The following is a 16,861-nucleotide window of genomic DNA, read 5'->3' as shown; positions in this document are numbered from 1 at the left end:
GGCCTAGTTGCCGACGCGGCGGCGCAGGTCCTGGAACGCGGTGTAGTTGGCGATCGTCTCGATCAGCCCGGGCGGCGCCAGCTGCACGGCCTCGTCGAGCGTCTCGCAGACCCGGAAGTCCAGGTTCGCGACCTCGAGGCGCACGGCGAGGTCCAGCTTGCGGTCACCGAGCACGAAGATCGGGTGGCCGGCCAGCCGGGTGTAGTCGACGTCCCAGAGCCAGGAGGTGTCCGTGCCGTCCGCGCCGCGCGCGTTGACGGCCAGGATGACCGGCGTGGGCGGCGGGTTGATGAGGGAAAACGTTTCGAGCCAGCCCGCCGGGTTCTTGGCGAGCAGCAGCCGCAGCTCGCGCTCCTGGAACTGGACGATGTCGTACCGGCCCGCGACAGCCTGGACTTCGTACATCCGCTCCAGCGCCACCTGCGGCGGCACACCGAACACGGCCGCGACCGCGGCGGAGGTGGCGGCGTTCGCCTTGTTGGCGCGGCCGGGCAGCTGGAGGTGGATCGGCCAGGCCGATCCGTGCGGGTCGACGACGTGGTCGCCGCTCAGCACCCAGCTCGGGGCGGGGCGGCGGAAGCCGCACTCGCCGCAGAACCAGTCGTCGCCCGGGCGCTGCATCACACCGCCGCAGGAGGGGCAGGACCAGGCGTCGTCCTTCCACTCCTGGCCCGCCGCCACCCACACCACGTTGGGGGAGGAGGAGGCGGCCCAGACGATCAGCGGGTCGTCGGCGTTCGCGATGACGACGGCCTTCGTGCCGGACAGGCCCTCGCGCCACTTCTCGGCGAGCATCCGGGTCTCGGCGGCGCGGTCGAGCTGGTCGCGGGAGAGGTTGAGCAGCGCGATCGCCTTCGGCGTCACATCGCGTGCGACTCCGGCGAGGTACTTCTCGTCGACCTCGATCACGCCGTACTTCGCGTCCGAGCCGCCCGCCAGGGCGGAGGTGATGCCCGCCGGCATGTTGGCGCCGAGCGCGTTGGAGACGACGGGGCCGCTGGCCCGCAGAGCCTCGGCGATGAGCCGGGTCGTCGTCGTCTTGCCGTTCGTCGCGGACACGAGCACGACGTCGAGATGCTGGGCGAGCCGCCCGAGCAGGTCGGGGTCGAGCTTGAGCGCCACCTTGCCGCCGATCACGGATCCGCTGCCGCGTCCCGCGGCGCGGGACACCGCCGCCGCGGCCTTGCCTGCCGTCACGGCCAGCTTGGCCCGCGGCGACAACGGCTCCGTGTTGCCTGCCATCGTCACTGATCCTCCTTGCATCCGGCGCCGCATTTGCCCCAGGTCCACCGGTCAACGTCGGGGCTCAGCCTATCGAGATCCAGCCGGGCCCCCGCACCCCGGCACCACCTGGGACGCTGCGGCCCCCGGTGGAACGTACGTTTGCCCGTACGCTTGCCGCCATGCGACACCGCCCGATTCCCGGCAGTTCCGGGCTCGTACGACCCATGACACTGCTCGGTGACCCGGTGCTGCACGCGCCCTGCGAGACGGTGACCGACTTCGGTCCTTCGCTGGTCCGGCTCGTCGAGGGCATGTTCGCGACGATGTACGCCGCCGAGGGGGTTGGCCTCGCGGCCAATCAAGTCGGCGTACCGCTGCGCGTTTTCGTCTACGACTGTCCGGACGACGAGGATGTCCGGCATGTCGGTCACATCGTCAACCCACGACTGGTCGAGGCCGACGGCATCACCGTACGCGGTCCGGAGGGGTGCCTGTCGCTGCCGGGTATCGAGGCGGGTACGGAACGCTTCGACCGGGCGGTGGTGGAGGGGGTGTCGGTGGCGGGCGATCCGGTGCGTGTGGAAGGCACGGGCTTCTTCGCGCGGTGCCTGCAGCACGAGTGCGACCACTTGGGCGGCCTGGTCTACACGGACCGCCTCACCGGCTGGCGCCGCGCGAAGGCGTTGCGGGCGGCGCGGCGCGCGTCTTGGGGTGGCCGGGGGTAGCTGGGGCGCTGCCCCAGACCCCGTTCCTCAAACGCCGGAGGGGCTGGACAGTACCGCTGAGCGGGGATGTGTCCGGCGCGCGGTAAATCCAGTCCCGGCAGGCAATTCCAGCCCGTCCGGCGTTTGGGCGGGGTCAGAAGCCCGGGCCGCCCTCGCGGTCGCCCGCGGCGGCCAGCCGGCCCCAGAGCAAGTCCGCGAGGCTGGACACCAACGCCGCGCGCGAGCACGGCCGTTCGCTCAGCCACCAGTCACCCGCGGCGTGCATCATGCCGACGATCCCGTGCCCCCACACCCGCGCCAGCTGCTCGCTGTCCGGTCCCAGATCCACGCGCTCGGCGATCACGATGCCCAGCTCCTCGCCGAGACGCCGCAGCAACGGCGCCGAGTGGCGGCCGACGTCGAAGCCCTGCTCGGGCTGGTACGTCGCGTCCTCGGAGGGATGCATCAGAAAGCGGTACACCTGCGGCCTCGCCTCGATCGCCGCGAGGTACGTGTCCAGCGTCGCCTCGACCCGCTCCCGCCGCTCGGCGGGCGCGTCCAGCGCCGCCCGCAGGGCGGAGAGCAGCGCGTCGGTGTGGCGCTTGGCCAGGGCGCGGTAGAGCCCGCCCTTGTCGCCGAAGTGCCGGTAGAGGATCGGTTTCGTGATCCCGGCCTCGGCGGCTATGGCGTTCATGGAAGCCTGTGGACCGTCCCTCAGCACCACCCGGTCCGCCGCTTCGAGCAGGTCCCGCCGTCGCCGTGCCGCAGCGGAGCGCTGCTGTTCGTCCTGCCGTGTGGTTTCCATGGTGTGTCTCCCCGCCCAAAGCGATTCCGTGACGCCTGCGAAACGTAACACCATGGCCGTGTGCCGCGCTGCCGCGGTTGACAGGGCCTACTTACCGGTAACAGACTTCTGTTACCGCAAGTAACGCCTGGAGGGGACGATGGCCGAGTTCACGCTCGATCTCAACGACGACCAGAAGCAGGTCCGCGACTGGATCCACGGATTCGCCGCCGATGTGATGCGCCCGGCCGCCGCCGAATGGGACGAGCGCGAGGAGACGCCCTGGCCCGTCATCCAGGAAGCCGCCAAGCTCGGCATCTATTCCCTCGACTTCTACGCGCAGCAGTTCTTCGACCCGACGGGCCTCGGCATCCCGATGGCGATGGAGGAGCTGTTCTGGGGCGACGCGGGCATCGCCCTGTCCATCGTCGGTACGGGCCTGGCCGCCGTCGGCGTCCTCGCCAACGGCACCGAGGAGCAGATCGGCACCTGGATCCCCCAGATGTACGGCGACGCCGACGACGTCAAGGTCGCCGCCTTCTGCTCTTCCGAGCCCGACGCCGGCTCCGACGTATCGGCGATGCGCACACGCGCCGTCTACGACGAGGCCAAGGACGAGTGGGTGCTGAACGGCACCAAGACGTGGGCGACCAACGGCGGCATCGCCAACGTCCATGTCGTCGTCGCCCTCGTCGACCCCGAGCTCGGCTCCAAGGGCCACGCCTCCTTCATCATCCCGCCGAACACGCCCGGCCTGTCCCAGGGCCAGAAGTTCAAGAAGCACGGTATCCGCGCCTCGCACACCGCCGAGGTCGTCCTGGAGAACGTGCGCGTCCCCGGCCACTGCCTGCTCGGCGGAAAGGACAAGCTCGACGAGCGCCTCGCCCGCTCCCGCGAGCGCGCCCAGAAGGGCGGCGAGCGCGTGAAGAACGCCGCGATGGCCACCTTCGAGGCGTCGCGCCCGGCCGTCGGCGCCATGGCGGTGGGCACCGCCCGCGCGGCGTACGAGGTCGCACTCGACTACGCCAAGACGCGCGAGCAGTTCGGCCGCCCGATCATCGACAACCAGGGTGTCGCCTTCCAGCTCGCCGACATGCGCACCCAGATCGACGCGGCGCGGCTGCTGGTCTGGCGGGCCTCCTGGATGGCGACCACGGGCAAGCCGTTCACCTCGGCCGAGGGCTCGATGTCGAAGCTGTTCGCCAGCGAGACGGCCAAGAAGGTCACCGCGCAGGCCGTGCAGATCCTCGGCGGCAACGGATACACGCGTGAGTACCCGGTGGAGCGGATGCACCGCGACGCGGCGATCTACACCATTTTCGAAGGCACGAGCGAGATCCAGCGCCTGGTCATCGCCCGCACCCTCTCGGGGATGCCGATCCGCTAGTACGCCCCATCGGAGTACGACGAAGGCGCCGTCCCACCGCGTACGGGGGACGGCGCCTTCGTGTGCCTTCAGGCGCTGGGGAGCTGCGCCTCGACGGCCGCCACGACCTCGGCGGCCTCGGGCTCGACGCGCGGGCGGAACCGGCCGACGACCTCGCCCTTCGCGCTCACCAGGAACTTCTCGAAGTTCCACTGGACGTCCCCGGCCTCGCCGGCCTCGTCCTTCGCCGCGGTCAGCTCGACGTACAGCGGGTGCCGGTGGTCACCGTTGACCTCGATCTTCTCCAGCAGCGGGAACGTCACGCCGTAGCTCGCCGAGCAGAAGGTCCCGATCTCCTCCGCGCTGCCCGGCTCCTGGCCCGCGAACTGGTTGCAGGGCACACCGAGAACCGTGAAGCCCCGGTCCTCGTACGTCTTCTGCAGCCGCTCCAGGCCGGCGTACTGCGGCGTCAGTCCGCACTTGGACGCGACGTTCACCACCAGCACCGCCTTGCCCTCGTAGGCCGCCAGGGTGGTCGGCTCGCCGGTCAGGGTGCGCAGGGGGATGTCGTACAGGCTCATCGCCGTCTCCTATGGATAGCTGTGGCCGGACACTGCCGGCCGTCGGTCACTGCTCCGTACTGTTCCAGAGGCCGACCGGAACGGGGCCGACGGCCCGGCCTTCCGCGTCCAGATGCCGGGTCGGCCGGCGGCCCGCGGTGTTGACGCTCACTCCCAGCCCGGCGGCGGGTTCGCTGAGCGGGACGCGCCCGTTCTCCCCGCGTTAAAGGGCACCGCCGTTCCGACCGAGGACGCTTGCACCACCGTGTGGTGGTGCTGCGCGGCGGCCGATCTCGTACGGGCGAAGAGCCCCGTGCGGGACACCGTCCCGCAGTCCGCCCCGGTCGGCTGAAACCCCCGCTCTCCGCACCACCGTCTGGGAAGGAACCGCGCCATGACCGGCCCCACCACCCCCGTACTCCTGCACAACGGACTGCTCATCGACGGCACAGGGGGCGAGCCGGTCGCGGACGGGGCGGTGCTCGTCGAGGACGGGCTCGTCCGGTGGGCAGGCCCGTCCGGGGAAGCGCCGGAGCTGCCCGGACCGCCCGCCCCGGTGCGGCGTATCGACGTACGCGGAGACACGATCCTGCCGGGCTTCATCGACTGCCACGTCCACATGGCGGCGCCCGGCGGCGCCCTCAGCCACGCCGAGATCGCCGCGATGCCGCCCTCGCTGCGGACCTTCCTCGCCGCGCCGCGCATGAGGCTCACCCTCGAAGCGGGCGTCACGACCGCCCGCGACCTCGGCGGCGCGGACGCCGGCCACCGGGAGGCGGTCGAGTCGGGGCTGATCGTCGGACCGCGCCTGCTCGTCGCGATCGCCATGCTCAGTCCCACCGGCGGTCACGGCGACTTCCGGACGGCCTACGACGACGGCGAGAGCGACCCCGGTATGGGGCGCCTGGCCGACGGGCCCACCGAATGCCGCAAGGCGGTGCGCGGGGTGCTCCGACAGGGCGCCGACTGCGTCAAGGTCGCGGCCACGGGCGGGGTGTGGAGTCCGACGGACCAGCCGGGCGACGACGGCTTCACGGAGGACGAGATCCGTGCGATCACCGAGATCGCGGCGGGCCACCGGGGCAGGAAGGTGGCCGCGCACGCCCAGGGACGCGGCGGCATTCTCAACGCCGTACGCGGCGGGGTCGCCAGCGTCGAGCACGGCTACGAGATCGACGACGAGGCCATCGACCTGATGCTTGAGCGCGGCACCTTCCTGGTGCCCACGCTCACCACCGCGAACACCGACCCCGACCCGCAGAAGGCGGCGAGCTGGGCGTACGCGAAGAAGAAGCACTGGCAGTCCGTCGCCCGCCGGCACATCCCGCACGCCATCACGCGGGGCGTGCGCGTCGCCATGGGCACCGACTGCGGCATCGCGGAACACGGCACCAACCTGCGGGAACTGGCGTACCTCGTCGACAGCGGGATGACGCCGATGGGCGCGATCCGCGCGGGCACGAGCGAGGCCGCCGAACTCCTCGGCCTGGCCGGTGAGATCGGCACGCTGGAGGCCGGAAAGCGAGCCGATGTCGTCGTCGCCCGAGGCAATCCGCTGACCGGCATCGCCATTCTCGGTGAGCCCGCCGGCATCCGGCTCGTCATGAAGAACGGTGTAACATACAAGGATCTCGACGGTCTCGCGGCCTGATCCGCCTCTCGTACGCCCCAGAACCCGGAGTGAACACCCATGAGCGTCACCAGAACAGGGGCGACTTCTTCACGGTGCGGGAGCGCGGCCGGGTCCTGGGGCTGTGGAGCACCAACTACGCGTTCGGCGGCCTCGCCGCCCCGCCGTAGGACACCGGCCCGGCGACGCATGAGTCCCGGTCCGCCGCACCGCGCGTCTCCGGCCTCGCCCTCTACCGCGCCACCCTGCGCGACCGCATGGTGCTCACGCTCGGCCTGGCCTACTTCCTGCTCAAGCCCGCCCGGTACGCCATCCTGCTCTGGGGCCCGGTGATCGTCAGCCGCCGCCTCCCCGAGATCGACAAGGCCGGTGCCACGCTCATCCCCGTCGTCTTCGGCGTCGCCGGTGTACTCGCCCCGGTCCTGGTGGACTGGGTTTCCGACCGGATCTTCCAGTCCGATCCAGCCCGTCCGGCGTTTGAGGACACGCCCGTAGGGCGCCGGGGTCTGGGGCCGGCCCCAGTTCGGGAAGGGGCGGGGGTGGGGGAGAAACCCGCTACGCCGGGTGCACAGGCACAGGCACCGGCACCGGGTCCTCCCCGAACACCCACGGCGCCAGCACCACCACCCACCCGTCCGGATCGGCAAAAAGCACCGAGCCCCGCTCCGGCCAGTACGGATTGGCCGCCTTCACCGGCTCGTGCCCCCGCTCCCGCAGCCTCCGCGCCGCCGCGTCCACCGCCGCCGCGCCCCGCAAGTACAGCACCAGTTGGTTCTCCGGATGCGGCTCCGGGATCCGCGGCGGTGAACCATGCTGCGTGATCTCCATGTGCACCGGAGCACCCGGCAGCCCGAACAGCACCCCGTCGTACCCCGCATGGCCCTCATCTCCCCGCCACTGCCCGAGGACCGGCAGACCCAAGTCGTCACGGTAGAAGGTGAGAACGTCGTCGTAACGCGCGGTGGGCCGTGCGAACCGCACGGCCCCCACGTCGAGATGTTCCGGCCACGAGGAAGAAGTCATGGCCCCATTCTCGCCACCCCGGCCCAGCCACAGAACCGCCGCCGGCCGCAGTCCGTCCGGGCCGCTGGACCTAGGACCAACGCGCCGCCCGTCAGTGACCGATGCAGGCCGAGTGCCACTCGGTGCAGAAGTCCCACACCTGCGGCGAGCACTACGGCGGATTCGCTGGGACACGCTGGACTCACCGGCACCCGATGGGCCGGACGTCGCCAGGCTCGCGCAGGGGAGGGCTCGTCACAATGCGCCATTCACGCATGCGACCCACAGCGGGGGCCTGTCCGGGGTGGGACTCAAGAGTCGGGAGTCAGCCAGTCGGCCAGTCGGCCAGTCAGCAGTCAGGACGGCAACGGACGGAACAGTCCCTCCTGCACCACCGACACCAGCAAGTTCCCCGCCCGGTCGTAGATCCGGCCCCGCGCCAGCCCCCGCGCGCCCGTCGCGATGGGGGACTCCTGGTCGTACAGGAACCACTCGTCGGCCCGGAACGGCCGGTGGAACCACATGGCGTGGTCCAGCGACGCGATGTCGAAATTGCGCGGGCCCCACAGGGGCTCCACGGGGATACGGACCGCGTCCAGCAGCGTCATGTCCGACGCGTACGCCAGCGCGCACGTGTGCACGAGCTGGTCGTCGCCCAGCGGCCCGACCGCGCGCATCCACACCGCGCTGCGCGGGTCCGCCTCCTTGATCTCCTGGGCACTCCAGCGCAGCCGGTCGACGTACCGGATGTCGAAGGGCATCCGGCGCGCCATCCGGTCCATCGCCTCCGGCAGCTCCCCGAGGTGCTCGCGGATCTCGTCCGCCACCGTCGGCAGCGAGTCCGGGTCCGGGAAGGAGAGGCGCGGCGGCAGCTGGTGCTCGAAGGCGGCCTCCTCCGGCTGGTGGAAGGAAGCGGTCAGGTTGAAGATCGTCCGGCCCTGCTGGACGGCCGTGACCCGCCGGGTGGTGAAGGAACGCCCGTCCCGTACCCGCTCCACCTGGTAGACGATCGGCACACCCGGGCGGCCGGGCCGCAGGAAGTACGCGTGCAGCGAGTGCACCGGCCGGTCGCCCTCGGTCGTACGGCCGGCCGCGACCAGCGCCTGTCCGGCGACCTGCCCGCCGAAGACGCGTTGCAGGGACTCCTGCGGGCTGCGGCCGCGGAAGATGTTGACCTCGATCTGCTCCAGGTCGAGCAGATCGACGAGCCGTTCGGCGGGGTTCGTCGTCACGGGACGTTTCTCCTAGGTTCTACGGTTCTACAGCTGACCGACCGAGGTGACGCGGACGACCGCCCGCCCCTCCTCGTCCGAGGCGGCGAGATCGACCTCCGCGCCGATGCCCCAGTCATGGTCGCCGTTCGGGTCGGCGAACGTCTGGCGGACGCGCCACAGGCCGTGCTCGGCGTCCTCCTCGATCATCAGCAGCTTGGGACCGCGCGCGTCGGGCCCCGTGCCCAGGTCCTCGTACTCGTCCCAGTACGCGTCCATGGCCTCGCCCCACTTGTCCTCGTCCCAGCCGGACTCGCCGTCCATCTCGCCCAGCTCGCGGACGTTGTCCAGGGCCGCCAGCTCGACGCGGCGGAACATGGCGTTGCGTACGAGCACCCGGAAGGCCCGCGCGTTCGCCGTGACCGGCTTGACCTGGTCGGCGCGCTCCTGCGCCTGCTCTGCCGTCTCCACCTCGGGGTTGGCGAGCTGCTCCCACTCGTCGAGGAGGCTGGAGTCGACCTGGCGCACCAGCTCGCCGAGCCAGGCGATCAGGTCCTCCAGGTCCTCGGACTTGATGTCGTCCGGGATCGTGTGCTCGAGCGCCTTGTACGCGCCCGCGAGATAGCGCAGCACGATGCCCTCGGTGCGGGCGAGCTCGTAGTGCGAGGTGAACTCGGCGAAGGTCATGGCCCGTTCGTACATGTCGCGGACCACCGACTTCGGCGACACCGGGTGGTCGCCGACCCACGGGTGGCTCTTGCGGTAGACGTTGTACCCGTGCCACAGCAGCTCCTCCAGCGGCTTCGGGTACGTGATCTCCTGGAGCCGCTCCATGCGCTCCTCGTACTCGACACGGTCCGCCTTCATCTGGCCGACCGCCTCGCCGCGCGCCTTGTTCTGCTGGGCGGCGAGGATCTGGCGCGGGTCGTCCAGCGTCGACTCGACGACGGACACCATGTCCAGGGCGTACGAAGGGGAATCCGGGTCCAGCAGCTCGTACGCGGCCAGCGCGAACGTGGACAGCGGCTGGTTGAGCGCGAAGTCCTGCTGGAGATCGACGGTCAGCCGTACGGTACGGCCGTCGGCCTCCGGGGTCTCCAGCATTTCCACCACACCGCCGTCGAGCAGCGAGCGGAAGATCGCGATGGCCCGCCGGATGTGCCGCAGCTGCGCCTTGCGCGGCTCGTGGTTGTCCTCCAGGAGGTGGCGCATGGCGGCGAAGGGGTTGCCGGGGCGGGCGATGACCGACAGCAGCATGGTGTGCGTGACGCGGAAGCGGGACGTCAGCGGCTCGGGGTCGGAGCCGATCAGCTTGTCGAAGGTCGTCTCCGACCAGGCTACGAAGCCCTCGGGGGCCTTCTTGCGGACCACCTTGCGGCGCTTCTTCGGGTCGTCGCCGGCCTTGGCGAGCGCCTTCTCGTTCTCCACGACGTGCTCGGGCGCCTGGGCCACGACCAGACCCGCCGTGTCGAAGCCGGCCCGGCCCGCGCGGCCCGCGATCTGGTGGAACTCCCGGGCGCGGAGCGTGCGTACCCGTGTGCCGTCGTACTTCGTCAGTGCCGTGAACAGCACCGTACGGATGGGGACATTGACGCCGACGCCGAGTGTGTCCGTACCGCAGATGACCTTCAGCAGGCCCGCCTGCGCGAGCTTCTCGACGAGCCTGCGGTACTTGGGCAGCATGCCGGCGTGGTGCACGCCGATCCCGTGCCGTACGAAGCGGGAAAGGTTTTTGCCGAACTTCGTGGTGAAGCGGAAGCTGCCGATCAGCTCGGCGATCTGGTCCTTCTCCTCGCGCGAGCACATATTGATGCTCATCAGCGACTGCGCCCGCTCGACGGCCGCCGCCTGGGTGAAGTGCACGATGTAGACCGGCGCCTGCCTGGTCTCGAGCAGTTCGGTCAGCGTCTCGGTGATGGGGGTCAGGCGGTATTCGTACGACAGGGGGACCGGGCGGGTCACGGAGCGCACGACGGACGTCGGGCGGCCGGTACGCCGTGTCAGGTCCTTCTCGAACATCGCGACGTCACCGAGCGTCGCCGACATGAGGACGAACTGCGCCTGCGGCAGTTCCAGCAGCGGGATCTGCCAGGCCCAGCCGCGGTCCTGTTCGGCGTAGAAGTGGAACTCGTCCATCACGACCTGGCCGATGTCGGCGTGCTTGCCGTCGCGCAGCGCGATGGAGGCCAGTACCTCGGCCGTGCAGGCGATGACGGGGGCGTCGGCGTTGACGGACGCGTCGCCCGTCAGCATGCCGACGTTCTCCGTACCGAAGAGCTTGCACAGGTCGAAGAACTTCTCCGAGACCAGGGCCTTGATCGGCGCGGTGTAGAAGGTGACCTTGTCCTGGGCGAGGGCGGCGAAGTGCGCGCCCGCCGCGACCAGGCTCTTGCCGGAACCGGTGGGAGTGGACAAGATCACATTCGCACCGGACACCACCTCGATCAGCGCCTCCTCCTGAGCGGGATAGAGACTGATGCCCTGGCCCTCGGCCCATGAGGTGAAAGCCTCGAAGAGGGCATCGGGGTCGGCGGTCGGGGGCATCTGATCGATAAGGGTCACGCCCCCATCTTGCCTGGCTTACCCCCTGAACAGGGAACCGGTCGGTCGCACGAAGATCACGAGCGATACGCTTCCGTGTCAACTGGGGTGCAGCACAAGAGCAAACGGGCGGGGAACGACCATGATGGGACCGGCGCACTCACTGTCGGGAGCAGCGGCCTGGCTGGGGGTGGGGGCGGCGGCCGCCGCCGCCGGACAGCCGATGCCCTGGCCCGTGCTCGTCGTCGGAGCCCTGATCTGCGCCGGCGCGGCCCTCGCCCCCGACCTCGACCACAAGTCCGCGACCATCTCGCGCGCCTTCGGACCCGTGTCGAGGGGCATGTGCGACATCGTCGACAAGCTGTCGTACGCCGTCTACAAGGCGACCAAGAAGCCCGCCGACCCGCGCAGGACCGGCGGCCACCGCACCCTCACCCACACCTGGCTGTGGGCGGTCATGATCGGCGGCGGCGCGTCGCTCACGGCGTACACCGGTGGCCGCTGGGCGGTGCTCGTACTCCTCTTCATCCACCTGGTGCTGGCCGTGGAAGGGCTGCTCTGGCGGGCCGCCCGGGTGTCCAGCGACGTACTGGTGTGGCTCCTCGGCGCGACGAGCGCGTGGATTCTGGCGGGAGTGCTGGACAAACCGGGCAACGGCGCCGACTGGCTGTTCACCGGCGACGGCCAGGAGTACCTGTGGCTCGGCCTGCCGATCGTCCTCGGCGCGCTCGTGCACGACATCGGTGACGCGCTCACCGTCTCCGGCTGCCCGATCCTGTGGCCCATCCCCGTCGGCCGCAAGCGCTGGTACCCGATCGGGCCGCCGAAGGGGCTGCGGTTCCGCGCGGGCAGCTGGGTGGAGCTGAAGGTGCTGATGCCGGCCTTCATGCTCCTCGGGGGAGTGGGCGGCGCGGCGGCGCTCAACCTCATCTGACGCTTTCCGTTCGGGTGAATTCGGACCCGGACCCGCTGCCGGGCGCACCAAGATCCAGTTCTTGGGATCATGGAACCCAATAATTTGACGCGACGTCAGTTCACTGCCCGTACCGGGACGGTGGCCGCCGCGGCTGCCGCCACCGCCGTCGCCGGGACGGCCGCCCCGGCGACGGCGGCTCCCGCGCCCGCCGCACCTGCCGCTCCCCGCTCCACCGCCGACTGGCAGACGTGCCTGACCGTCGCCCGCGCCCTGCTGGTGGTCGGTGAGGACAACAAGCCCCTGATCCCGCGGTACGAGAAGATCCTTCTCGGCGACGGGCTGCCGAGGGCGGGCACCGCACCGAAGAAGGTGCTGGTGATCGGCGCCGGACCGGCCGGCATGGTGGCGGCTTCCCTCCTCAAGCGGGCCGGTCACCGGGTGACCGTCGTCGAGGCCAACGGAAACCGTGCGGGCGGCCGCATCAAGACGTTCCGGACCGGCGGCCACGAGAACGCCAAGCAGCCGTTCGCCGATCCGAAGCAGTACGCCGAGGCCGGTGCCATGCGCATCCCCGGCAGCCACCCGCTGGTCATCGGGCTGATCGACCACCTGGGCATCGAGCGCCGGCCCTTCCACTACATCGACGCCGACCCCGACGGCAAGCCGGTGTACCGCACCTGGATCCGCGTCAACGGGATCAGGGCGCGGCGCGCCGACTACGCGAAGAACCCGCAGGCGGTCAACCGTTCCTTCGGTGTGCCGCGCAAATATGAGGATGTCCCCGCCTCCGAGATCGTCCGGCAGGCCCTGGACCCGGTCCGCGACGAGTACAGCACCCGCCGACCGGACGGCACCCGCGTCAACAAGCCGATGCCCGAACTCGTCAAGGGCTGGGCCCGGATCATCCAGCGCTTCGGTGACTGGTCGATGTACCGCTTCCTCACCGAGCACGCGAAGCTCGACACGCGCACGATCGACCTGATCGGCACGCTGGAGAACATGACGTCCCGGCTCCCGCTGTCCTTCATGCACAGCTTCATGGGCGCGTCCCTGATCAGCCCTGGCACCAAGTTCTACGAGCTGACCGGCGGCACGGCGGTCCTCGCGGACGCGCTCCTCGACGACGTACGCGACGAGGTGCGCTTCGACCGGCGCGTCACGCGCATCGAAACCCGCGACGCGGGCGCTCCGGGGCCGCGCGTGCGGCTGCACACCGTCTCCGAGGGGCGCGACGGCGAAGTCGTCCGGGAGCAGTTCTCCGGCGACACCGCCATCGTCACCATCCCCTTCTCCGGACTGCGGCACGTCCAGATCTCGCCCCCGGTCTCGTACGAGAAGCGCCGGGCCGTCTGCGAGGTGCACTACGACAGCGCCACCAAGGTCCTCCTCGAATTCAGCCGCCGCTGGTGGGAGATGAGCGAGGACGACTGGAAGCGCGAGCTGAACGCCATGGACCCCGGCCTGTACGCCGCCTACCGCAAGGGCCGCGTCCCGGACGACGGACGGCTGCTCGGCGCCCACCCCTCCGTGCCTCGCGGGTACCTCTCGCAGGCACAGCGCACGCACTACGCGGCGCACTGCTGGGTCTCCCGTGACCAGCCCGAGGCGGCGGAGGTCATCGGCGGCGGATCGGTGACCGACAACCCGAACCGCTTCATGTTCAACCCGTCCCACCCCGTGGAGGGCAGCGACGGAGGCGTCGTACTCGCCTCGTACAGCTGGGCGGACGACGCCAGGCGCTGGGACTCCTACGACGACGAGGCCCGCTACGCGCTCGCGCTGCGCGGCATGCAGGAGGTGTACGGGCAGCGGCTCGAGGTGTTCTACACGGGCGTCGGCCGCACCCAGAGCTGGCAGCGCGACCCGTACGCCTACGGGGAGGCGTCCGTACTCCTGCCCGGTCAGCACACCGAGATCTTCCCGGACATGCGCACCCCCGAAGGCCCGTTGCACTTCGCCGGCTGCCACACCTCGCTGAAGCCCGCCTGGATCGAGGGGGCGCTGGAGTCCGCGGTGCGTGCGGCGCTGGAGGTTCACGGCGGTCGCTGACGGCGTCACGTCGCGGGGACGCCGGCCGCGGCTCCGGCCGGTGTCCCCGCCTCACCCCGCCGGGTGCGATGTGACCCCGTTCGCGGAGAGTTAACGTCGTTGTAAATTGCCGAGTTGCTGTTCGGCGCCTCCTCCTTGACACAATGGTGACGGCACTCGACACCATGCCGTGCCGCACAACGCACGCACGACGTCCAGGGGAGGGGGGAACCTTGCTGCGGATCACCGCGGCCGCCAAGGCACTGCTGTTGGCGGTCTTCGCACTGCTCTCCCTCACGGTCGCCACCGACCAGGCCGGCGCCGTTCGCTCCGCCGCCGGACTCGCGTTGCTCACCGAGCCCGAAACGGCGCCGCCGGTGGCCGCGCAGGGTTCCTGTTCGCCCCCCGACTCCGACACCAAGGCCCATCCCGGCCAGGCTCGCCGCGCGCAGCGGCCGGAGACGGGCGCCCCTCAGGCGGTCGTCCACGCGGTCCACCCCCTGCCCACCCCGGCCGTGGAGCTCCCGCGAGACGCCCTCGCGACCGACGGCGACGCGCCGTACAGACACACCCCCTCCAGATCCGGGGAACTCCCGATCGCCCTCCAGGTCTTTCGCTGCTGAGACGGCCGTACGGACCGATTTCCCCGTAGAACTGAGCTCTGCGGGCCGATTTCTCGTACTACGTACCGATACGTCATCTCGGTACTGCCATCGCTCCTGGAGGCGATTCCCCCCATGCAGACCTTCATCGACCATGCCCGCTCGCTGGGCGAACGAATAGCCGCGCACCGTGAGCAGAGCGAGTGGTTCGGACGGCTGGCGGCCGGCCAGTCCCCGCAGGCGCTCTTCATCACCTGCTCCGACTCCCGCGTCGTCCCTTCCCTGATCACCGGCGCGCGCCCCGGCGAGCTGTTCGAGCTGCGTACGGCGGGCAACGCGGTTCCCGCCTACCGCCCGGACCGGCCCAGCGGTGAGGCCGCGACCATCGAGTACGCGGTGAGTGTGCTGCGCGTCCCCGACATCGTGGTGTGCGGGCACTCCCACTGCGGCGCCATCGGCGCGCGGGTGCGCGGCGAGGACCTGCGCGCCGTACCGGCGGTCGCCGGATGGCTGGAGAGCCAGCTGCCGGACGACTTGGCCGGACTCCACGCGGACGCCGACACGGAGGTCGCCGCAGCCGTCCAGCGCAACGTCCGCGAGCAGGTGGAGCGGCTGCGCGCCTACCCGTGCGTCGCGGAGCGGATGGCCGCCGGACAACTGCGGCTGCACGGTTGGTTCTACGCCGTGGACACCGGTCTGGTCCTCGCTCACCAGCCCGCCGCCGACGCCTTCCTCCCGCTGTGAGCGCCGGCGTGAAGACCCTGACCCAGGCCGTCGCGAACGTCTTCAGGCAGCGCCGCTCCGGCGATCTCCGTGCCGATTTCACCGCCTCGCTCGTCGTCTTCCTGGTGGCGGTGCCGCTGTGCGTCGGCGTGGCCGTCGCCTCCGGTGTGCCCGCCGAACTCGGCCTCGTCACCGGGATCGTGGGCGGCCTCGTCACCGGGCTGCTGCCCGGCAGCAGCCTCCAGGTCAGCGGCCCGGCGGCCGGGATGACCGTGCTCGTGTACGAGGCGGTGCAGGAGTACGGGATCGGCGCACTCGGCGTGATCGTGCTGGGCGCCGGGGTGCTGCAACTGGCCATGGGCGCCTTCCGGCTGGGCCGCTGGTTCCGGGCGATCTCGATCGCGGTGGTGCAGGGCATGCTCGCGGGCATCGGCCTGGTGCTCATCGCCGGCCAGTTGTACGCGCTGGCCGACGCCGAGGCGCCCGCCGGCGGGCTCGCGAAGATCGGCGGCCTGCCGGGTCTCGCGGCCGACACCCTCGGGTCGGGTCCTGCGCTGACCGCGCTGGGTATCGGGGCCGGCACGGTGGCCGTACTGGTGCTGTGGCCGAGGATTCCGGCCGCGGCACGCGTGCTGCCCGCCCCGCTGGCGGCGGTCGCACTCGCGACTGCCGTGGCGGTGGTCTTCGACCCGCCGGTCGCGCGGGTGGAGGTCAAGGGGCTGCTCGACGCCGTACAGCCGCCGGGGCTCTCCGACTTGGGACAGCTGGCCGAGGTGGGCCTGCTGGGAACGGTCGTCGCCTTCACCCTGATCGCGTCGGCAGAGAGCCTGTTCAGCGCGGCGGCGGTGGACCGGCTGCACGACGGTCCGAGGACCGACTACGACAAGGAGCTCGTCGCCCAGGGCGCGGGCAACGCGGTGTGCGGAATGCTCGGCGCGCTGCCGATGACGGCGGTGATCGTACGCAGCTCGGCCAACTTGCAGGCCGGGGCGCGCACCAAGGCCTCCCGGGTGCTCCACGGCGTATGGCTGCTCGTCTTCGCGGCGGCGTTCCCGGCGGCTCTCGGGGTGATCCCGGTGGCGGCGCTGGCGGGTGTGCTGGTGCACGCGGGCTGGAAGCTGATCCCGGTGAAGGAGCTCGCGCCGTTGTGGCGCGAACACCGGGGCGAGGCGGTGGTGCTGGGGGTCACGGCGCTCTCGATCGTGGCGATCAACATGTTCGAAGGGGTACTGATCGGCCTGCTGCTGGCGGTAGCGAAGACGGCCTGGGAGACGTCCCACGTCCACGTGGAGGTCTCCGGCACCGACGAGGACGAGCGGGGCCCGGTACGCGTCCGTGTCCTGGGCAACGCGACGTTCCTGCGCCTGCCGAAGCTCCTCGACGAACTGGAGGCGCTGCCCCGCGACCGGCCGATCGAACTCGACCTGTCGGGCCTGCGCCACGTGGACCACGCCTGCGGCGCGGCCCTGACAGCCTGGACGGACCGCCACAACGAAGAGGGAGTAAAACCGGTACGCGTGGCGGCCTGACACCCCGCGCGTGCCGGGCGTCCGTGGTGCCGCCCTTGGCC

The 16,861-nt window shown here is 70.8% G+C and carries 14 protein-coding genes; 8 read left to right on the top strand and 6 right to left on the bottom strand.

Annotated elements, in window-relative coordinates:
• Window positions 1-3: 3 nt before the first annotated feature.
• Window positions 4-1,242, bottom strand: a complete 1,239-nt coding sequence (locus AC1P0E_RS03215; RefSeq protein ID WP_482740629.1) for a MurT ligase domain-containing protein — start codon at window positions 1,240-1,242, stop codon at window positions 4-6.
• Window positions 1,243-1,403: 161 nt separating this feature from the next.
• On the opposite strand from AC1P0E_RS03215, the gene def reads away from it, so the two are divergent.
• On the top strand, window positions 1,404-1,949 hold the full coding sequence (def, locus tag AC1P0E_RS03210) for a peptide deformylase (protein ID WP_482740628.1): 546 nt from the start codon (window positions 1,404-1,406) through the stop codon (window positions 1,947-1,949).
• Window positions 1,950-2,082: 133 nt separating this feature from the next.
• On the opposite strand, the gene AC1P0E_RS03205 is transcribed toward def, so the two are convergent.
• Entirely contained in the window at window positions 2,083-2,733 is a 651-nt protein-coding gene (locus tag AC1P0E_RS03205; RefSeq protein WP_482740627.1) for a TetR/AcrR family transcriptional regulator, read from the bottom strand.
• Between the two features lie 139 nt (window positions 2,734-2,872).
• On the opposite strand from AC1P0E_RS03205, the gene AC1P0E_RS03200 reads away from it, so the two are divergent.
• Window positions 2,873-4,099, top strand: a complete 1,227-nt coding sequence (locus AC1P0E_RS03200) for an acyl-CoA dehydrogenase family protein (protein ID WP_482740626.1) — start codon at window positions 2,873-2,875, stop codon at window positions 4,097-4,099.
• Window positions 4,100-4,167: 68 nt separating this feature from the next.
• On the opposite strand, the gene AC1P0E_RS03195 is transcribed toward AC1P0E_RS03200, so the two are convergent.
• The gene (locus AC1P0E_RS03195) at window positions 4,168-4,659 is read right to left on the bottom strand and encodes a glutathione peroxidase (protein ID WP_482740625.1); all 492 of its coding nucleotides are present in this window, start codon (window positions 4,657-4,659) and stop codon (window positions 4,168-4,170) included.
• A gap of 373 nt (window positions 4,660-5,032) precedes the next feature.
• On the opposite strand from AC1P0E_RS03195, the gene AC1P0E_RS03190 reads away from it, so the two are divergent.
• Window positions 5,033-6,289, top strand: coding sequence for a metal-dependent hydrolase family protein (locus AC1P0E_RS03190; RefSeq protein ID WP_482740624.1), 1,257 nt, complete (start codon window positions 5,033-5,035; stop codon window positions 6,287-6,289).
• 534 nt (window positions 6,290-6,823) lie between these two features.
• On the opposite strand, the gene AC1P0E_RS03185 is transcribed toward AC1P0E_RS03190, so the two are convergent.
• The 3 genes from AC1P0E_RS03185 to AC1P0E_RS03175 all read right to left on the bottom strand — a co-directional run bounded on the left by AC1P0E_RS03185 (window position 6,824) and on the right by AC1P0E_RS03175 (window position 11,043).
• Window positions 6,824-7,291, bottom strand: coding sequence for a VOC family protein (locus AC1P0E_RS03185; RefSeq protein ID WP_482740623.1), 468 nt, complete (start codon window positions 7,289-7,291; stop codon window positions 6,824-6,826).
• Window positions 7,292-7,626: 335 nt separating this feature from the next.
• Window positions 7,627-8,502: an acyl-CoA thioesterase gene (locus tag AC1P0E_RS03180; protein WP_482740622.1), complete on the bottom strand. Its 876-nt coding sequence runs from the start codon at window positions 8,500-8,502 to the stop codon at window positions 7,627-7,629.
• Between the two features lie 27 nt (window positions 8,503-8,529).
• Complete coding sequence (locus AC1P0E_RS03175; protein WP_482740621.1) at window positions 8,530-11,043, bottom strand: DEAD/DEAH box helicase; 2,514 nt, start codon at window positions 11,041-11,043, stop codon at window positions 8,530-8,532.
• 121 nt (window positions 11,044-11,164) lie between these two features.
• On the opposite strand from AC1P0E_RS03175, the gene AC1P0E_RS03170 reads away from it, so the two are divergent.
• From AC1P0E_RS03170 to AC1P0E_RS03150, 5 genes are all read left to right on the top strand, one after another.
• The gene (locus tag AC1P0E_RS03170; protein WP_482740620.1) at window positions 11,165-11,956 is read left to right on the top strand and encodes a metal-dependent hydrolase; all 792 of its coding nucleotides are present in this window, start codon (window positions 11,165-11,167) and stop codon (window positions 11,954-11,956) included.
• 69 nt (window positions 11,957-12,025) lie between these two features.
• Window positions 12,026-13,987 carry a flavin monoamine oxidase family protein gene (locus AC1P0E_RS03165; RefSeq protein ID WP_482740619.1) on the top strand — a complete coding sequence of 654 codons (1,962 nt, stop codon included), beginning with the start codon at window positions 12,026-12,028 and terminating at the stop codon, window positions 13,985-13,987.
• Window positions 13,988-14,199: 212 nt separating this feature from the next.
• Window positions 14,200-14,589, top strand: coding sequence for a hypothetical protein (locus tag AC1P0E_RS03160; protein WP_482740618.1), 390 nt, complete (start codon window positions 14,200-14,202; stop codon window positions 14,587-14,589).
• A gap of 114 nt (window positions 14,590-14,703) precedes the next feature.
• Entirely contained in the window at window positions 14,704-15,312 is a 609-nt protein-coding gene (locus tag AC1P0E_RS03155; RefSeq protein WP_482740617.1) for a carbonic anhydrase, read from the top strand.
• Between the two features lie 8 nt (window positions 15,313-15,320).
• Window positions 15,321-16,820, top strand: a complete 1,500-nt coding sequence (locus AC1P0E_RS03150) for a SulP family inorganic anion transporter (RefSeq protein WP_482740616.1) — start codon at window positions 15,321-15,323, stop codon at window positions 16,818-16,820.
• Window positions 16,821-16,861 lie beyond the last annotated feature (41 nt).

Source organism: Streptomyces sp. TRD_SC_5 (assembly GCF_056836825.1).
Note: the sequence above shows the minus strand (reverse complement) of the source record. Positions and strands in the feature narration are given on the sequence as shown.